Source organism: Pseudomonas paracarnis (assembly GCF_904063055.1).
Taxonomy (GTDB): domain Bacteria; phylum Pseudomonadota; class Gammaproteobacteria; order Pseudomonadales; family Pseudomonadaceae; genus Aquipseudomonas; species Aquipseudomonas paracarnis.
Genome location: NZ_CAJFCN010000011.1, coordinates 89,350 through 104,296, shown reverse-complemented (window position 1 = coordinate 104,296; position 14,947 = coordinate 89,350). Strand labels below are relative to the sequence as shown.

The window sequence follows — 14,947 nt, the reverse complement described above, 5'->3', positions numbered from 1 at the left end:
TTCAGGCAATAGGGTTTTTATCTCTTTTATGCTTCTCGCCAGTTGCAATATTTTCTCCATAGCGAATTCTGGTTTTTATATATGCTATATATTCTTTTGGATAGATTGATCCAGTCGATAGGTAATTGGCAGAAATATCAGCAACTAAATCTGAAAGCTCTAGTATTTCCTTTCTATTTCTAGCGTAGGAGCTTGATACTATAGAGTTAACTGAGCGATGGTATCTATTTTCAACTTCAGTTACGGCAGATGCAAATATAAAGTCAATGTTTTTAATTTTCGAATATACCATCTCGGTGAGTTCATTTTTATTGCTTAATCTATGGAGAAGAGGTATCACCATTAGCTCTCTCTCAACTTTCTCAGGAGGCCAATCACTTATCTCATTCCCTCTGGCATAATAGATATAAGCAGAAAAATCAGCAGTGACAAGATTTTGCATTAAGATACTTGCAAAATGAACATTTTTAATTAGTTCGTTCAGGTCGCTGTTTTCTATTAGAGCTTTATCATCTCTGATCAGCAGTGAACTGCGTTTTAACCGTTCCTTCCACGTCCTCACCTCTTTTGCTAGTTTATTTAGATCATCAGTCACAACTATTGCGGTAAGGGCTAGATCTTCGTTTTTTGCGACTACATTGGCTATGGCAACACTACAGATTGAAGGGATGGCGCTGTCAAAAATCGGTTGATCAAATTGATTTGTAGTCACCGCAGGATCAATTTGGCTATTTTTGTCTTTAAATTTAAAAAGAGGGTACAGTAGTCGTTTGAGGGAATCCTGGCTATAAGTTGCGGAAACGCCAGCTCCTTCTCTAGATATGTTTTTCAAGTACTCCCAAAGATCATGTGCTCGACTAGGGGTTGTCAGGATTTGACTTAATCTATTAATTGTCTCTGAATTAGAAAGTGACTCATGTGTCATGACGTCAAAATTAAATATGACGAAGTTTTTAAGAAAGTTATGTAGTTCGAAATCACTAAAATTAAATTGCGCAACACTTAAAATTTTCCGGATGTCGTCAATGAAGCTTTCAAACTCGACACTTGAAGCTCCAGATTCATTTTTTCGTGAAAAAAATACTGCTTCACTATGACTATGTCTCGCAGCCTGACAAACAGTTTTAACATTTCTTAAGCTAGCGCTGGAAATGGTATCTGTTGCTGCTCCATAGTAATCATATCCGAGATGGTTTTTTGGATTTTTGTAAGTTAGCCAGGAGCCCTTTACAACTTCACGGAAGTCTTTGTTGCTTTCGGCTGCGGATATTCTCAATGAACGCTTAACTTGTATGTGTAGCTTCGCTTCGTGAGCATCATCAAAGGTGACAATTACGTCATCAAGCGGATCACCGAAGGCTGACTGCTGTAATGCGACAGTTCTGATGCTGGAGTTAAGTGGAGGTCGTATTTCTCCTGTTAGTAGTGCTGCTAAAAAATATGCAGCCACGTGTCCCTCATAAACGAATCCAGTCCCGCCAGCCAACTCAGAGGATTGTGCCATTTTTTTTCCTATTTTTGAGGACGCTTGTTAGTTAGTGACTAGGGATTTTTTGAGCTTCAAGGCAGGATTGCCTGGACCGGTACCGCCCCCACTTATCAGCCCTACTTAACTAAATGAATTATGAATCGAACATACCATTTCGAGGAGCGATTTTAGACACTCGTGATGATTGCTCATGTTCCGATCCGCCATTCTGGGGCTGCCCAATCAGATGTCCAATCAAGTTCCTCAGACATCGCCGCAATTTGACCATACTCTTCAAAATATGCGTTGACGATTTTCGCGTCGGTTATAAAAAGCGCGTTCTCGAGAGATAGGGTAGCGCTTTTTGTTAAATTAAATGAGCCTGTCCAGACTGCATAAGGCGTAATTGTTTCAACGCTGTCCGGTCCACTTTCTTCAATCTTAGCAAACACTAAAAATTTGTTATGCATACGCGGGAATGCAGGGTTTTTCTCGGAGTTATGATTGCCCACACATCTGATGGGATCAATAGAAGGGTCGCTTGCAACTGATATAGAGCTCAAAATATTACTAAACGAATACCTTGTTAAATTACATCTCAGTGCTTTGTACTTCTTACGCAATGCCTTTTCAAAGCCATATTTAGCGCCTACGTCAGGGCGAAGAAAGTCCTCTTTTTGTACAATAATAGAGACGTTTCTCAACCTAGCCAGTGCATCTAGTATAGGAAAATTTGTTAGCCAGGCAACGGCACCAAAAACAGCATCAGACTCTTTAATGTGCTGCAGCAATTTTTTATCTAAATTTCTAAAGTATACGGTTAAGCCGGAGTCCGAAACTACGCTGTTATCATTGAAGGCTTTATCATAGTTTCCATCATTTTCCAGTTGATATAGGTTCAGGTTGTCCATGTATTAAGCTTTCTCCATAATTCAACTGTCAATTGGTTTTTTTGATTCTAGCTCAATTCAATAAGTATTTCATGTTTTTATTGCTGGCTTGAGATTGCTGATTATGTTTTTGTTGTTCTTGTTGTTGGTCTTAACAGTATCGGTGGCAGCAGATGCTGTATCAATATCTGCACTTAGACTAGAGTGTATAAAAGCGCTGTATCAAAACTCAAGTGCACGTGTCTATTTTGCATATGGAATTGATCAGCACGTTAGTAGATGTGGATTTTGCGCAGGTGTGCAAGTTTCAGTCCCGGTTTGAGTATTTGTTGCGCTCAAAAGCGCTGTTACACAGCCTCGGATGAATCGGTCATAAGACTAGGTCCGCCGTAGACCAGAAATCGAAAAGATCTGAACCTTTTTTGTAGTAGCACGATCTAGCACGGCGGAAACTGATTAAGCTTCCGCTTCTTCATCACCCGCTCTTTCTTTTGAGCTGACGGTCAATGAAATCAAGCTCTGCCTTGATTGCATCAAGCGTGAGCGTCTCAACTTTAGTGACAGTGTTTGCTCTTGCGTTGAGCTTTTTGGTGTCAGCCATGCCGATAATTATCCCGTTCAAATGCAGCTTTCGGGCCTCTAGGTAATCAGGCATCTGAGCACTGTTCTGTGGTGGTTTATTCATGGTTAGACCGATGGTTGGCCCGAAGCAGCCGACCCTCGCCGGTTGCTTCGGGGAAGGTTCAGGTTAGGCCGCCAGCAGGTCAAGCAGGCTGTGTTGGCGCGAGCGATCTGCGAGTTCGTGCCAGGTCCAGCTTCCAAAGCGCTCGCCCTGTTCAGGGATATCCAGCTTCATCAATGCAACCGGGTCTCGATTGATCAAGTCGCGTGCGGCCCACAACTTACCGCCTGTTTCCAGCAGCGCTTTCGTGCAGAAAAGGGGACAGATTTATTTTCGCGGCGAAAAAGAGGGCGGAAATCCCGCACAGCTCAAACCGAAGGCACAGCGAGTGACCCCCGCACCAACGTCTACTGTCCCGACGCAATTCAACACCTTCACCCACCAAACCCCAAAAACAAAAAAGCCCCAGATCTCTCAACCTGAGGCTTTTCCATTTCACATCTGGTGCACCCGGCGGGATTCGAACCCACGACCCCTGCCTTCGGAGGGCAGTACTCTATCCAGCTGAGCTACGGATGCTTGTGCGGGCGACATCATACCCATGTCGACCTGATGCGTCCATTCCAGCGTTTTCCCCGCCCCCTGTCGTCCATTTCCGACAAAAAATGGCTAATCGCCACCCTCATTCACAACTCCCCGCGCTGCACGTCCCTTTGTTTGCTTTGCTCTTGTGGCTTTAACCCCGCTTCCACGCCGCAATTCCTCAGGTGAACGCATGCATTCCAAAGGAACCGTGATGCTCGATCTCCCGCTCAGACAAACCCTGCTGGCTCGCTCCGATTTGTTTCGAGGTATGCCGGAGCATCTCTTGCGCTACGTCGCCACCCATATGGTGGAGCGCACGCTGGATGATCGTGAGCTGTTGTATTTCAAGGACGACACCCTCGAATTCATTGCGTTGGTGGTGGAGGGGCGGATTTATTCGGTGGTGCATGGGCCGGATGGGCGCGAGCAGATTATCGGCAGTACCGGGGTCGGGCAGGTGGTGGGGGAGACGGCGTTGATCAAGGATCATGGGCGCGAGTCTTCCACCTTCGCCAGCGGGCCCACGCGTTTGTTGCAGTTGGGTAGCCGGCATTTTGCTGTGTTGTTTGAGGAGCCGGTGTTTCTGCGGCGTTTGTTGATGCTGATGATGCTGAGGTTGCTGCACGCCATCGAGTTGCTGGAGTTGGTGTGTCTGCATCGGCTGGAGTCGCGGTTGGCGCGGTTTTTGTTGGCCAACCTGGGTGAGATCGACCTGGCGTTGGCCTTGCCCAGTGTGTCGTTGCCCGCAAGCCAGGGGGTGTTGGCGTCGATGCTGAATACCAGCCGCCCCAAGTTGAATGTGCAGCTGCAAGTGTGGCGGCGCAGTGGGGTGATCAGCGGCGGTCTGGAGCGCATGGTGATCAACGATGTCGAGCAGTTGCGGCGCAAGGCTTTTGCGCTGAATTAGTTGTGGCGGTGTTCCCCAGGTAACAGCGTACCCCCGTCGAGCCCTCGCAGACTGGCCTTTCATCAAGGATGCACAGGAGTGCTGGCGATGGGGATGACTGTTCAGTTCAAGGATCAATGGGCCGCCGATGACCGTTTGTTCGAAGCGAGTTGGCGCGCTGTGCACGGCGAGCTCAGACGCCGGGCGTTGCGGCGGGCCAAGGGCAATCTGGATCAGGGCCAGGAGTGGTTGTCGGCCACGGCGATCAAGGCCCTGTTGTTTTTTCGGCGCTCGCCGGAGCGCATTCGTGACCCTGAGGGGTTTCTGTTTCTGGTGCTCGATCATGTGTTTCTTGACAGCGTGCGGCGCAGCAAGCGCGAGGGGCGGCTGTTCGATGATTCGGTGGACCTTGAACACGATCACCTGGCCGCGCTCGCCGCGCCCTGCGCTTCGGTGCTGGAGCGGGTGGAGTGTTATGAGCGCCTGGAGCAGATCGAGGCGCACGTCGCACGGTTACCGCTGTTGCAGCAGCGCTTGTTCGAGATGCGTTTTGTCGATGACCTGCCTTACCCGCAAATTGCCGCCGAGCTGCATGTGAAGCTGCCGCTGGTGCGCAAGCGTGTGCAACTGCTGCGCGATGCGTTGCGCTGAAGGTGATTCACACATGTTGGCGTGGGGCGTTCTAGTGGTATGAGCGCAGCACGCCGCCGCTATCCACACCCAAACCTGGGTGAATGCCATCAAGGAGAGATGTATGACAGAGGTCAACAGCCAGATCACCGACGCGGTCACTCAAACCAACGTCAAGGTGGTGGCAGAGGCGCCGGCCCAGGCCATCGCGTCGCTGTACCAGGTGGCCAGCAGCGCGGCGGGCCTGTCGTTGCAGAACGCGGTCAACAGCCAGCAGGCGATGAACCAGATTTCCAACGCGGTGATTTCCAAGGCCGTGGCGCTGATCATGCAGATTGGCGAGAAGGGCTGAGCCCTCGGGAGATCGATTATGTCGTGGTTCAGCAGAAAGAAACCCGCCGCCTCCCAAGCAACGCCCGCCGCCGATCCACCTGCGTCGGCGCCCGCTGCACCGGCCTCGCGCTCGATCATGGCGCGCATGAACGAGCATTTGCTCAATCAGGTGAGCGCGCCGTCATCCGACAGCACGGCGGCGCTCAATAGCCAGATTGTGCAGGCGGTGCAGTTCACCAATTCGCAGAATTTTGCCTACGCGCCGGCGCAGATCGCGGTGCCGGCCGACATGATGATCAGCCAGGCAGCCGGGCTGGTGGCGCAAGCGGCGGCGGGGTACTTCGATGGGGTCAGCAAGATCGCCCTGGCGGCCCAGGCCGTGCTGCTCCAGCAAATGACCGAGAACATCGTCAAGGACAACCTGCCGGCCGCTGCCGAAGATGCCTTGGGCGCCCTGGCCACCGACCTGCTGGTGGGCGCCGCTGCCGCCGTGGCTGCCGCTGCCGGTGCGATGGAGGCCGAAGCCGCCAGCGTGGCCATCGACAAGATCGACCAGAGCATCGCCAAGTACGCCGACACCCTGGCCAACCGGGCCGCGCCAGCGGCCTGAACCGAGCACAGCGCTCCAGCGTTCTGCTGGGGCGGTGCAACAGCAACTTGAAAGCAACTTTTCTTGAGTGAGGAGCGACATCATGCAGCCTGGAGATATTATTTTTTCTGTCAAACAAGATGACGACAGCGCAACGCGGGCGTTTATCAAAGCCGGTCAATTGGTCAAGGCCAAGGTGTTCTCGCAGGACACGACCTACCTGAATGTGGTTCACCCGGCGATTGCGGTGAGCGACACCCTGGTGATCGAAAGTGTCGGTAGTGGCCTGGCCCTGACCGACCTGAGCCTGGAAAAACCGCCGCGCTCGGCGATGGTGTTTTCCTGCGTGGATACCGAACTGGGCGAGGCAGCGACGGTGGCTGCCAAGCAGTTCTACTTCGACAAGATCGGTGGTGATATCCGGGGCCGCTACAGCGTGTGGAACGCGATGATTTCAGCCTTTCGGCGCTGGACTTCCGATACCAGCCTGGTGACGCGGATCAACGAGTCCATCGACATCGGCAGCGGGTCCTTTTGTTCGCAGTTCGCGGCCAACTGCTATGAGGTCGGCAACCTCTACAACGAGGCCAATCTGCTGCCGCCTCCGCCGGCCATTTTTCCCAACCAGCCCAGCGCCATAACGCCTGCGGAGTTGGCGACCTTCTGTGATTCGTCGCCGCATTTTTACTTTGCCGGTTTCTGGCAGGACAACGTTGAGGTGCGGCTTTAGCGGGCGTGTCGCCGCCAAGGCAGCCCCTAAGGAGCTCGATATGCAACCCTCGGTCCTGTCCACCGACGACCGCCAGCGGCTCGAAGCGATGCTGCGCAACCCGCAGGTATTCGCCGGCACGCCCCAGGCCATCGTCGACGAAACCCTCAAGCGTGCCACCCAGGTGCTTGAGCAATCGAAGGCCAACGAACAAGCGCTCAAGACGGCTGCCCAGCAGCGTGAAGCGGCGCTACGCCAAATGCTGAACGGCGCGGCCTCGGACCAGGACGCGCAACGCAAGGAAGTGCAGGCACTGATCCAAGGGTTGATCGCCCAGATTGAAGCGGCGCTGGGCCCCGCAGCGAAACCCTAAACCAGGTTTCACAGCGCCTGTTTCGCAACGTTCATTGATGAACACGGAATGCACCGTGTACTAAATAAGGAAATTGATCATGCCATTAGTCAACGAGCAAATTACCGACGCGGTCACCCAGACCAACGTCAAAGTGGTGGCCGAATCGCCTGCGATGGCGATGAGCACTATTTATCAATCCATGGCGCAGGCCACGGCGATTCTGTTCCAGAACGCGGTGTCGGCCCAGCAGCAGCAAAACACCCTGGCCCAGGCGGCCACCAACCAGGGCGTGATGCAGATCTACAGCGTCGATACCACCGCAGGTGCGGCGGCCACCGAGAAAGTCGCCCAGGGCGGCGTGTCGGATAACCTCACCAGCCTGTTGACCGTGCTCAAGTCGTTCCAGCCTTAAGCACTGAGCAATAACGGATGTTGTTCTTTCTCAACCCAGGAGTTTCAACCATGAGTACAGTCAGCCCGCAAATCACCGATGCCGTCACCCAGACCAACGTCAAGGTGGTTGCCGAATCACCCGCGATGGCCATGAGCACCATTTACCAATCCATGGGCCAGGCCACGGCAATCCTGTTCCAGAACTCGGTCTCGGCCCAACAGCAACAAAACACCCTGGCTCAGGCGGCCACCAACCAGGGCGTGATGCAGATCTACAGCGTCGACACCACCGCTGGCGCCGCCGCCACCGAGAAAGTCGCCCAGGGCGGCGTGGCCGACAACTTGACCAGCCTGCTGGCCGTGCTCAAGTCGTTCCAACCTTAAGCTGCAAGGCCCCCAACAGCCCCGGCGCCCACAAGGCTCCGGGGCTGTTGTCGTGTGGGCACTTGATCCGAAAGATGAGCCGGATGCGCCATATTCGTTCTTTTTTTCGAACATCCTATTGCCCTGTACCCCCATTGATCCTAGGATTCGTTTGAGATTTCAAACGCTCTGTCTCCCGTGCGCTCTTTCATTTTTTCTGCGCGCTGGGGCTGATTTCCCTGACGGCAGCCCACAAGGCGCCTTTCAACAACTCTAATTCGCTCCGCGCGCGCGCGGTGCTGTTAAGGAAAGCCGACATGCAGCTTAAAGACACCCAGTTGTTCCGCCAGCAAGCCTTTATCGATGGCGCTTGGGTCGATGCGGACAATGGTCAAACCATCAAGGTCAACAACCCGGCCACGGGCGAGATTCTCGGCACCGTGCCGAAGATGGGCGCCGCGGAAACCCGCCGCGCCATCGAAGCCGCCGACAAGGCCCTGCCAGCCTGGCGTGCACTCACCGCCAAGGAGCGCGCCAACAAGCTGCGCCGCTGGTTCGAACTGCTGATCGAAAACCAGGACGACCTCGGCCGCCTGATGACCCTCGAACAAGGCAAGCCGCTGGCCGAAGCCAAGGGCGAAATCGTCTACGCCGCCTCGTTTATCGAGTGGTTCGCTGAAGAAGCCAAGCGCATCTATGGCGACGTGATCCCCGGCCACCAGCCCGACAAGCGCCTGATCGTGATCAAGCAGCCCATCGGCGTGACCGCAGCCATCACCCCGTGGAACTTCCCTGCGGCGATGATCACCCGCAAAGCCGGCCCGGCCCTGGCCGCCGGTTGCACCATGGTGATCAAGCCGGCCTCGCAAACCCCGTTTTCGGCCCTGGCCCTGGTTGAGCTGGCGCACCGCGCCGGTATCCCCAAAGGCGTGCTCAGTGTGGTCACCGGCAGTGCTGGCGACATCGGCGGCGAGCTGACCAGCAACCCCATCGTGCGTAAATTGTCCTTCACCGGCTCGACCGAAATTGGTCGCCAGCTGATGGCCGAATGCGCCAAGGACATCAAGAAAGTCTCCCTGGAACTGGGCGGTAACGCACCGTTCATCGTGTTCGACGACGCCGACCTGGATAAGGCCGTCGAAGGCGCGATCATCTCCAAGTACCGCAACAACGGCCAGACCTGCGTCTGCGCCAACCGCCTGTACATCCAGGATTCGGTGTACGACGCCTTCGCTGAGAAGCTCAAGGTGGCGGTGACCAAATTGAAGATCGGTAACGGCCTGGAAGACGGCACCACCACCGGCCCGCTGATCGACGAAAAAGCCGTGGCCAAGGTGCAGGAACATATCGCTGATGCCCTGAGCAAAGGCGCCAAGCTGTTGGCCGGTGGCAAGGTGATGGAAGGCAACTTCTTCGAACCGACCATCCTGGTTGACGTGCCGAAAAACGCCGCCGTGGCCAAGGAAGAAACCTTCGGCCCGCTGGCGCCACTGTTCCGCTTCAAAGACGAAGCCGAAGTGATCGCCATGTCCAACGACACCGAGTTCGGCCTGGCCTCCTACTTCTACGCCCGCGACCTGGGCCGGGTGTTCCGTGTGGCCGAGGCCCTGGAATACGGTATGGTCGGCGTCAACACCGGGTTGATCTCCAACGAAGTGGCGCCGTTCGGCGGCATCAAGGCCTCGGGCCTGGGCCGTGAAGGCTCCAAGTACGGGATCGAGGACTACCTGGAAATCAAATACCTCTGCCTGGGTATCTAAGGCACGGGATTGCAGTAAACGCAGAGGGCACGAGAGCGCTGCCCCTTTGCGTGTTTCACATGGTTATTCGCAGTGGCCGGGAAAGCTGTGGCAGTCGATCATCGCATGCTGCCGTAGTTGCCTCCCCGCCACCTATCCTTGAGCCACGCCGCCCGATGAGCGGCGAATGAGGACTTTATGAGCAAGACCAACGCATCCCTGATGAAACGCCGCGAAGCCGCTGTACCGCGCGGTGTTGGCCAGATTCACCCGATCTTCGCCGACTCCGCGAAGAACGCCACCGTGACCGACGTTGAAGGTCGCGAGTTCATCGACTTCGCCGGCGGTATCGCCGTACTGAACACCGGCCACGTACACCCGAAAATCATCGCGGCCGTGACCGAGCAACTCAACAAGCTGACCCACACCTGCTTCCAGGTATTGGCCTACGAGCCCTACGTAGAAGTGTGCGAAAAAGTCGCCGCCAAGGTGCCGGGTGATTTCGCCAAGAAAACCCTGCTGGTCACCACCGGTTCCGAAGCGGTGGAAAACGCCGTGAAGATCGCCCGCGCCGCCACAGGCCGTGCCGGTGTGATCGCCTTCACCGGCGCTTACCACGGCCGCACCATGATGACCCTGGGCCTCACCGGTAAGGTCGTGCCTTACTCGGCCGGCATGGGCTTGATGCCGGGCGGCGTGTTCCGTGCGCTGTACCCCAACGAACTGCACGGTGTGAGCGTCGACGATTCCATCGCCAGCATCGAGCGTATCTTCAAGAACGACGCCGAGCCGCGTGATATCGCTGCAATCATCATCGAGCCGGTGCAGGGCGAAGGCGGTTTCTACGTCGCGCCGAAAGCCTTCATGAAGCGCCTGCGCGAACTGTGCGACAAGCACGGCATCCTGCTGATCGCCGACGAAGTGCAAACCGGTGCCGGCCGTACCGGTACCTTCTTCGCCATGGAACAGATGGGCGTTGCCGCCGACCTGACCACCTTCGCCAAATCTATCGCGGGCGGCTTCCCGCTGGCTGGTGTGTGCGGCAAGGCTGAGTACATGGACGCCATCGCCCCAGGCGGCTTGGGCGGCACCTATGCCGGTAGCCCGATTGCCTGCGCCGCGGCCCTGGCCGTGATGGAAGTGTTCGAAGAAGAGCACCTGCTGGACCGCTGCAAGGCCGTGGGCGAGCGCCTGGTGACTGGCCTCAAGGCCATTCAGGCCAAGTACCCGGTGATCGGCGAAGTGCGTGCCCTGGGCGCGATGATCGCGGTCGAGCTGTTCGAAGACGGCGACACCCACAAGCCAAACGCTGCCGCCGTTGCCTCCGTGGTGGCCAAGGCACGTGACAAGGGGCTGATCCTGCTGTCCTGCGGTACCTACGGCAACGTATTGCGCGTACTGGTGCCCCTGACCTCGCCGGACGAGCTGTTGGACAAAGGCCTGGCGATCATCGAAGAGTGCTTCTCCGAACTCTGACACGCCCGTTCCTACGAAAAACAAAAAAACCGCTTCGGCGGTTTTTTTGTGCCTGCTTCATTGTACGCACGCGCCTGCATTGTCTAAGGTGCAAGCATTGCCGATGGAGCGTGCTGGATGACTGCTGTTGATTTACCCGCTGTACCCCGAGTGTTAATCGCCGAAGCAGACCCTTGGTCGCGGGACCTGCTCAAGCAAGTGCTGTTGAATGTGCGCTGTGACGCACGGCTGGATGTGTGCGCCGATGGGCAACACGCCGCCACGCTGTTGGGCGAAAAAACCTATGACCTGATCTTGGCCGATTGGGAGCTGCCGGGCGTGGATGGCCTGAGCCTGCTGCGCAGCGTGCGCCAGAAACGCCGTTCGCTGCCGTTTATCTTGCTGAGCAGTCGCAACGACAGTGCCAGCGTGCGCGAAGCCTTGCCCTTGGCGCCCACCGCCTACCTGACCCGCCCGCTGAACATGGAAAGCCTGACCCAGCGCCTGCAAGACCTGCTGCTCAATGAAGGCGAAAGCGTGTACTGCGAAATCCCACCGTTGGCGCCGGGCATGACCTTGCCAGCCTTCCTTGAACGGCGCCGCGAGGTCTGCGATGGGGCGCCGTTGCGCGTGGATGTGAAAGCCGCCGTGCAACACAGCCTCGGCCCCGAAGGCCTGGACCTCAAGCAGTTGGAAGACCAGGTGCACAGCGACCCGCAAATCACCGCCGTACTCATCGCCGCCGCCAACAGCGCCGGCTACCACGGCACGCCGGTGCAGACCCTGTCAGAGGCCCTGCATAAGTTGGTGCCCGGCCAGAGCATGAATCTCATCCTGGGCCTGGCGCTCAAGCACAACGTGGTGTTGGGCGACCCTGGGCTGGTGGCCTACGCCGAGCGGCACTGGCAACTGTCCCAGGACAGCGCCGACTACGCCCGGCGCCTGGCGCGCATGCTGGAGCTCGACCACCAGCGCTGCTACAGCGCCTGCATCCTGCATCGCTTGGGCGACCTGGCCTTGTTGCGCTGCCTGGAAGACTGGCGCCAGGGCGGCGGCGCCCTGGATGATGAAGCCATAGGCGAATCCCTTGACGCCTTTGGCGCCGCCTACGGTTCGGCGTTGCGCACGCGTTGGCGCTTGCCGCTGGAGTTGCGACAGTTGATCGCAGGGATCTATTCACTTGAAGGCGGGGTGTATTCGCGCGAAGCCCTGGTGGTGAACCTGGCGGTGCAAATGGCGCGGCTGACCGAGCATGAAGGGCTGGAAGAACTGGCGGGCAGCAAGACCGCGCGGCTGCTCAAGGTCGGCTTGTCGGAACTGACCCGAGTGCGCAAAACCTGAAACACACACCGACCCACTGTGGGAGCTGGCTTGCCTGCGATAGCGGTGGGTCAGTCAAGACGCCATCGCAGGCAAGCCAGCTCCCACAGTGGGTCGGTGTTAACCGGCGATAACGCGGTTCTTGCCCTGGCGCTTGGCCTCGTACATCGCCGCATCCGCTCGCGCAAACAGGCTGTCGAGGGTGGAGTCATCTTCGCGCAGGCCGGCCAGGCCTTGGCTGACGGTCACATTGAATTCATGCCCTTCGTAGCTGAACACCAATGCCTGGATTTCCTTGCCCAACCGCTCGGCAACCTGCAGGGCCATTTCCGGTGGGCAACCCGGCAGCACAGCAGCAAATTCTTCGCCACCAACGCGCCCGAACAGGTCGCCACGGCGCAATACCCCGCGACCGCTCTCGGCGATGCGCCGCAGCACCTGGTCGCCCTCCAGGTGGCCATAGGTGTCGTTGATGTCTTTGAAATCATCGATGTCCAGCAACAGGAACGCCAGCGGCGTGCCCTGCGCGCAGGCATTGTCGAACGCCTGGTTGGCGAGTTCGAAGAAGTGTCGCCGGTTGCTGCTTTGGGTCAGTACGTCGGTGGTGGCGAGGCGATGCAGTTCCAGCTCAAGTTGCTTCTTTTCGGTGATGTCTTCGGCGATGCCCACCACGATCAGCGCTTCACCGGGCACCACCTGCTGGTTGATGTAGCACTTGTCGCTCAACCAGCGGATCTGCCCGTCAGCGGTGATGATGCGGTACTCGCGGTCCTCCACGGCGCCCTGTTCCAGCACACGGGCCAGGCTGTGTTCGGCGTAGTCGAGGTCTTCAGGGTGGACGCTGTTGCGCCATTCGCGGTGGTCGGCCAGCAGCAGGCCGGCAGAGCGGCCAAACAGGCGCTCGTACGCCGGGCTCACATACAGCACGCGGCGTGTTTCCCAGTCGATGGCCCAGAGCACGGCGTTCACGCTGACCAGCAGGGAACTGAGCAGTTGCTCACGCTCACTCAGCCGCTCGACTTCACCTTGAGCATGCATGAGCGCCAACAGGGTCGCCGCCGCGGCCGGGCGCGGCGGCTCTGCGGTGGGCACATCGGGCAGGCTGGGCTTTTCGTGAACCATCGGTACAACTCTCTCTGGGCGCGCCGCAGGTGCAAAAGCGGTCACTACAAGGGGTCACCATGATGGCGAAGTGTTCTTTGAGAGAGGGGAATTGCGGTGAAGTTCCGTGAACGGCGTGGATTGACGGTGCCCGGAAAATGACGCCAAAAAGCCAGTGCGTGGGAGGGCGAACCCTCCCACGGCGCCCTCACGCTGCTGTAGGACGCAACGAGTAAGTCTTCAGCTGGTGGGCAAAATCGCGCAGGGATTGGATGCCACTGGCCTCGGCTTCATGCACCCATTCCTTGATCGCGGCCAGCATGTCGTGGCCGTTGGAACTGGTCTTGAGCCAGATCTGCTGCAGCGCCAGGCGCTTTTCGTAGATCACCGTGAGGGCATGGCTGTGTTCCAGCATGCTCTGGATGCGCAGGTGATGGCGGTCTTCCAGCAAGCTGGTTTCCCGCGACAGCAGGCGCTTGGCGCGGTGGAACTGGTGGCGTACCGAATGATCGACCTTCTCCAGCTCCTGCTTGACCAGCGGGCCAATCACCAACTTGCGGTATTGGGCCATGATCTGGAAGCGGTTGTTGAGGATCGCCATGGCGGTGTCCATGTCCAGGCTGCCCTTGCCTTCGACGCGGTGGGCGATGGGCGCTACACGCTGCACCTTGGCCAGGCGCAGGAAGCTGAACACCTTAATCCAGGCCCAGCCCAGGTCGAACTCCCACTTCTTCACCGACAGCTTGGCCGAATTGGGGTAGGTGTGGTGATTGTTGTGCAGCTCTTCGCCGCCGACGATGATGCCCCACGGCACCAGGTTGGTGGCGGCGTCACGGCATTCGAAGTTGCGATAGCCCACGGCATGCCCCAGGCCGTTGATCACGCCGGCGGCCCAGAACGGGATCCACATCATCTGGATCGCCCAGATAGTGATACCGATGGTGCCGAACAGCAGCAGGTCGATCACGCCCATGAGCGCCACGCCCAACAGCGGGTAGCGCGTGTAGAGATTGCGTTCGATCCAGTCGTCCGGGCAGTTTTTGCCGTAGATGCGCAGGGTCTCGGGGTTTTCCGCCTCGGCGCGGTACAGCTCGGCACCTTTGCGCAGCACGGTGGACAAGCCCTTGATCACCGGGCTGTGCGGGTCATCGACGGTTTCGCACTTGGCGTGGTGCTTGCGGTGGATGGCGGTCCACTCGCGGGTGTTCTGCGCCGTGGTCAGCCACAGCCAGAAGCGGAAGAAGTGTTTAAGGCCGGCATTGAGCTCGAGCGAGCGATGGGCCGAATAACGGTGCAGATAGACAGTGACCCCAATAATGGTCACGTGGGTCATCAACAGCGTGACTGCCACCAGTTGCCAGGCGGACAGATCAAGAAAACCGTTGTACCACATAGGCTGTATGGCCCTCAGATAAAGAAAAAAACAGCACCCGCATTATCACTTCCTTTGCAGATAAAACCAGTCACCGTTTCAGATAAGACTTACAAAGTGTTTCCTCCTCTATAATC

17 protein-coding genes and 1 tRNA gene are annotated in these 14,947 nt (G+C 57.0%); 11 read left to right on the top strand and 7 right to left on the bottom strand.

Going from position 1 to position 14,947, the window contains the following annotated elements; all coding sequences use genetic code 11:
- Window position 1: 1 nt before the first annotated feature.
- The 5 genes from JMV15_RS21625 to JMV15_RS21605 form a co-directional block, all read right to left on the bottom strand.
- Complete coding sequence (locus tag JMV15_RS21625; RefSeq protein ID WP_156030397.1) at window positions 2-1,504, bottom strand: hypothetical protein; 1,503 nt, start codon at window positions 1,502-1,504, stop codon at window positions 2-4.
- A 173-nt stretch (window positions 1,505-1,677) separates the two neighbouring features.
- On the bottom strand, window positions 1,678-2,379 hold the full coding sequence (locus JMV15_RS21620) for a phospholipase D-like domain-containing protein (protein ID WP_038448431.1): 702 nt from the start codon (window positions 2,377-2,379) through the stop codon (window positions 1,678-1,680).
- A gap of 454 nt (window positions 2,380-2,833) precedes the next feature.
- Window positions 2,834-3,043 carry a hypothetical protein gene (locus tag JMV15_RS21615; RefSeq protein ID WP_038448433.1) on the bottom strand — a complete coding sequence of 70 codons (210 nt, stop codon included), beginning with the start codon at window positions 3,041-3,043 and terminating at the stop codon, window positions 2,834-2,836.
- 63 nt (window positions 3,044-3,106) lie between these two features.
- Window positions 3,107-3,259: a hypothetical protein gene (locus JMV15_RS21610; protein ID WP_229999319.1), complete on the bottom strand. Its 153-nt coding sequence runs from the start codon at window positions 3,257-3,259 to the stop codon at window positions 3,107-3,109.
- A gap of 223 nt (window positions 3,260-3,482) precedes the next feature.
- A tRNA-Arg gene (locus JMV15_RS21605) sits at window positions 3,483-3,559 on the bottom strand.
- A 196-nt stretch (window positions 3,560-3,755) separates the two neighbouring features.
- Between JMV15_RS21605 and JMV15_RS21600 the strand changes: the two genes are divergently transcribed.
- The 11 genes from JMV15_RS21600 (at window position 3,756) to JMV15_RS21550 (ending at window position 12,358) form a co-directional block, all read left to right on the top strand.
- The gene (locus tag JMV15_RS21600) at window positions 3,756-4,472 is read left to right on the top strand and encodes a Crp/Fnr family transcriptional regulator (RefSeq protein ID WP_032904913.1); all 717 of its coding nucleotides are present in this window, start codon (window positions 3,756-3,758) and stop codon (window positions 4,470-4,472) included.
- Between the two features lie 87 nt (window positions 4,473-4,559).
- Complete coding sequence (locus JMV15_RS21595) at window positions 4,560-5,102, top strand: RNA polymerase sigma factor (RefSeq protein WP_019819928.1); 543 nt, start codon at window positions 4,560-4,562, stop codon at window positions 5,100-5,102.
- A gap of 103 nt (window positions 5,103-5,205) precedes the next feature.
- A complete protein-coding gene (locus tag JMV15_RS21590; protein WP_003187543.1) occupies window positions 5,206-5,433 on the top strand; it encodes a RebB family R body protein in 228 nt (75 codons plus the stop codon).
- An 18-nt stretch (window positions 5,434-5,451) separates the two neighbouring features.
- A complete protein-coding gene (locus JMV15_RS21585) occupies window positions 5,452-6,024 on the top strand; it encodes a hypothetical protein (protein WP_038448436.1) in 573 nt (190 codons plus the stop codon).
- Window positions 6,025-6,106: 82 nt separating this feature from the next.
- Complete coding sequence (locus JMV15_RS21580; RefSeq protein ID WP_014716414.1) at window positions 6,107-6,733, top strand: hypothetical protein; 627 nt, start codon at window positions 6,107-6,109, stop codon at window positions 6,731-6,733.
- A gap of 40 nt (window positions 6,734-6,773) precedes the next feature.
- Window positions 6,774-7,085 carry a hypothetical protein gene (locus tag JMV15_RS21575; RefSeq protein WP_014716415.1) on the top strand — a complete coding sequence of 104 codons (312 nt, stop codon included), beginning with the start codon at window positions 6,774-6,776 and terminating at the stop codon, window positions 7,083-7,085.
- Window positions 7,086-7,164: 79 nt separating this feature from the next.
- Window positions 7,165-7,479, top strand: a complete 315-nt coding sequence (locus JMV15_RS21570; protein WP_003187550.1) for a RebB family R body protein — start codon at window positions 7,165-7,167, stop codon at window positions 7,477-7,479.
- A 50-nt stretch (window positions 7,480-7,529) separates the two neighbouring features.
- Window positions 7,530-7,844, top strand: a complete 315-nt coding sequence (locus tag JMV15_RS21565) for a RebB family R body protein (RefSeq protein WP_003187551.1) — start codon at window positions 7,530-7,532, stop codon at window positions 7,842-7,844.
- Window positions 7,845-8,140: 296 nt separating this feature from the next.
- The gene (gabD, locus tag JMV15_RS21560) at window positions 8,141-9,583 is read left to right on the top strand and encodes an NADP-dependent succinate-semialdehyde dehydrogenase (protein ID WP_003187552.1); all 1,443 of its coding nucleotides are present in this window, start codon (window positions 8,141-8,143) and stop codon (window positions 9,581-9,583) included.
- A 177-nt stretch (window positions 9,584-9,760) separates the two neighbouring features.
- On the top strand, window positions 9,761-11,038 hold the full coding sequence (gabT, locus tag JMV15_RS21555) for a 4-aminobutyrate--2-oxoglutarate transaminase (protein WP_038448442.1): 1,278 nt from the start codon (window positions 9,761-9,763) through the stop codon (window positions 11,036-11,038).
- Between the two features lie 117 nt (window positions 11,039-11,155).
- The gene (locus JMV15_RS21550) at window positions 11,156-12,358 is read left to right on the top strand and encodes an HDOD domain-containing protein (RefSeq protein ID WP_038448444.1); all 1,203 of its coding nucleotides are present in this window, start codon (window positions 11,156-11,158) and stop codon (window positions 12,356-12,358) included.
- 99 nt (window positions 12,359-12,457) lie between these two features.
- Here the strand turns inward: JMV15_RS21550 and JMV15_RS21545 are convergent, their stop codons facing one another.
- Entirely contained in the window at window positions 12,458-13,459 is a 1,002-nt protein-coding gene (locus JMV15_RS21545; protein ID WP_032894198.1) for a GGDEF domain-containing protein, read from the bottom strand.
- A gap of 187 nt (window positions 13,460-13,646) precedes the next feature.
- Entirely contained in the window at window positions 13,647-14,831 is a 1,185-nt protein-coding gene (gene desA, locus JMV15_RS21540) for a delta-9 fatty acid desaturase DesA (RefSeq protein ID WP_003187559.1), read from the bottom strand.
- Between the last annotated feature and the right edge of the window lie 116 nt (window positions 14,832-14,947).

Coding starts and splice junctions, on each gene's coding strand:
- JMV15_RS21625 (WP_156030397.1), bottom strand. CDS start 1,504: ATGGCACAATCCTCTGAGTTGGCTGGCGGGACTGGATTCGTTTATGAG.
- JMV15_RS21620 (WP_038448431.1), bottom strand. CDS start 2,379: ATGGACAACCTGAACCTATATCAACTGGAAAATGATGGAAACTATGAT.
- JMV15_RS21615 (WP_038448433.1), bottom strand. CDS start 3,043: ATGAATAAACCACCACAGAACAGTGCTCAGATGCCTGATTACCTAGAG.
- JMV15_RS21600 (WP_032904913.1), top strand. CDS start 3,756: ATGCATTCCAAAGGAACCGTGATGCTCGATCTCCCGCTCAGACAAACC.
- JMV15_RS21595 (WP_019819928.1), top strand. CDS start 4,560: ATGGGGATGACTGTTCAGTTCAAGGATCAATGGGCCGCCGATGACCGT.
- JMV15_RS21590 (WP_003187543.1), top strand. CDS start 5,206: ATGACAGAGGTCAACAGCCAGATCACCGACGCGGTCACTCAAACCAAC.
- JMV15_RS21585 (WP_038448436.1), top strand. CDS start 5,452: ATGTCGTGGTTCAGCAGAAAGAAACCCGCCGCCTCCCAAGCAACGCCC.
- JMV15_RS21580 (WP_014716414.1), top strand. CDS start 6,107: ATGCAGCCTGGAGATATTATTTTTTCTGTCAAACAAGATGACGACAGC.
- JMV15_RS21575 (WP_014716415.1), top strand. CDS start 6,774: ATGCAACCCTCGGTCCTGTCCACCGACGACCGCCAGCGGCTCGAAGCG.
- JMV15_RS21570 (WP_003187550.1), top strand. CDS start 7,165: ATGCCATTAGTCAACGAGCAAATTACCGACGCGGTCACCCAGACCAAC.
- JMV15_RS21565 (WP_003187551.1), top strand. CDS start 7,530: ATGAGTACAGTCAGCCCGCAAATCACCGATGCCGTCACCCAGACCAAC.
- gabD (WP_003187552.1), top strand. CDS start 8,141: ATGCAGCTTAAAGACACCCAGTTGTTCCGCCAGCAAGCCTTTATCGAT.
- gabT (WP_038448442.1), top strand. CDS start 9,761: ATGAGCAAGACCAACGCATCCCTGATGAAACGCCGCGAAGCCGCTGTA.
- JMV15_RS21550 (WP_038448444.1), top strand. CDS start 11,156: ATGACTGCTGTTGATTTACCCGCTGTACCCCGAGTGTTAATCGCCGAA.
- JMV15_RS21545 (WP_032894198.1), bottom strand. CDS start 13,459: ATGGTTCACGAAAAGCCCAGCCTGCCCGATGTGCCCACCGCAGAGCCG.
- desA (WP_003187559.1), bottom strand. CDS start 14,831: ATGTGGTACAACGGTTTTCTTGATCTGTCCGCCTGGCAACTGGTGGCA.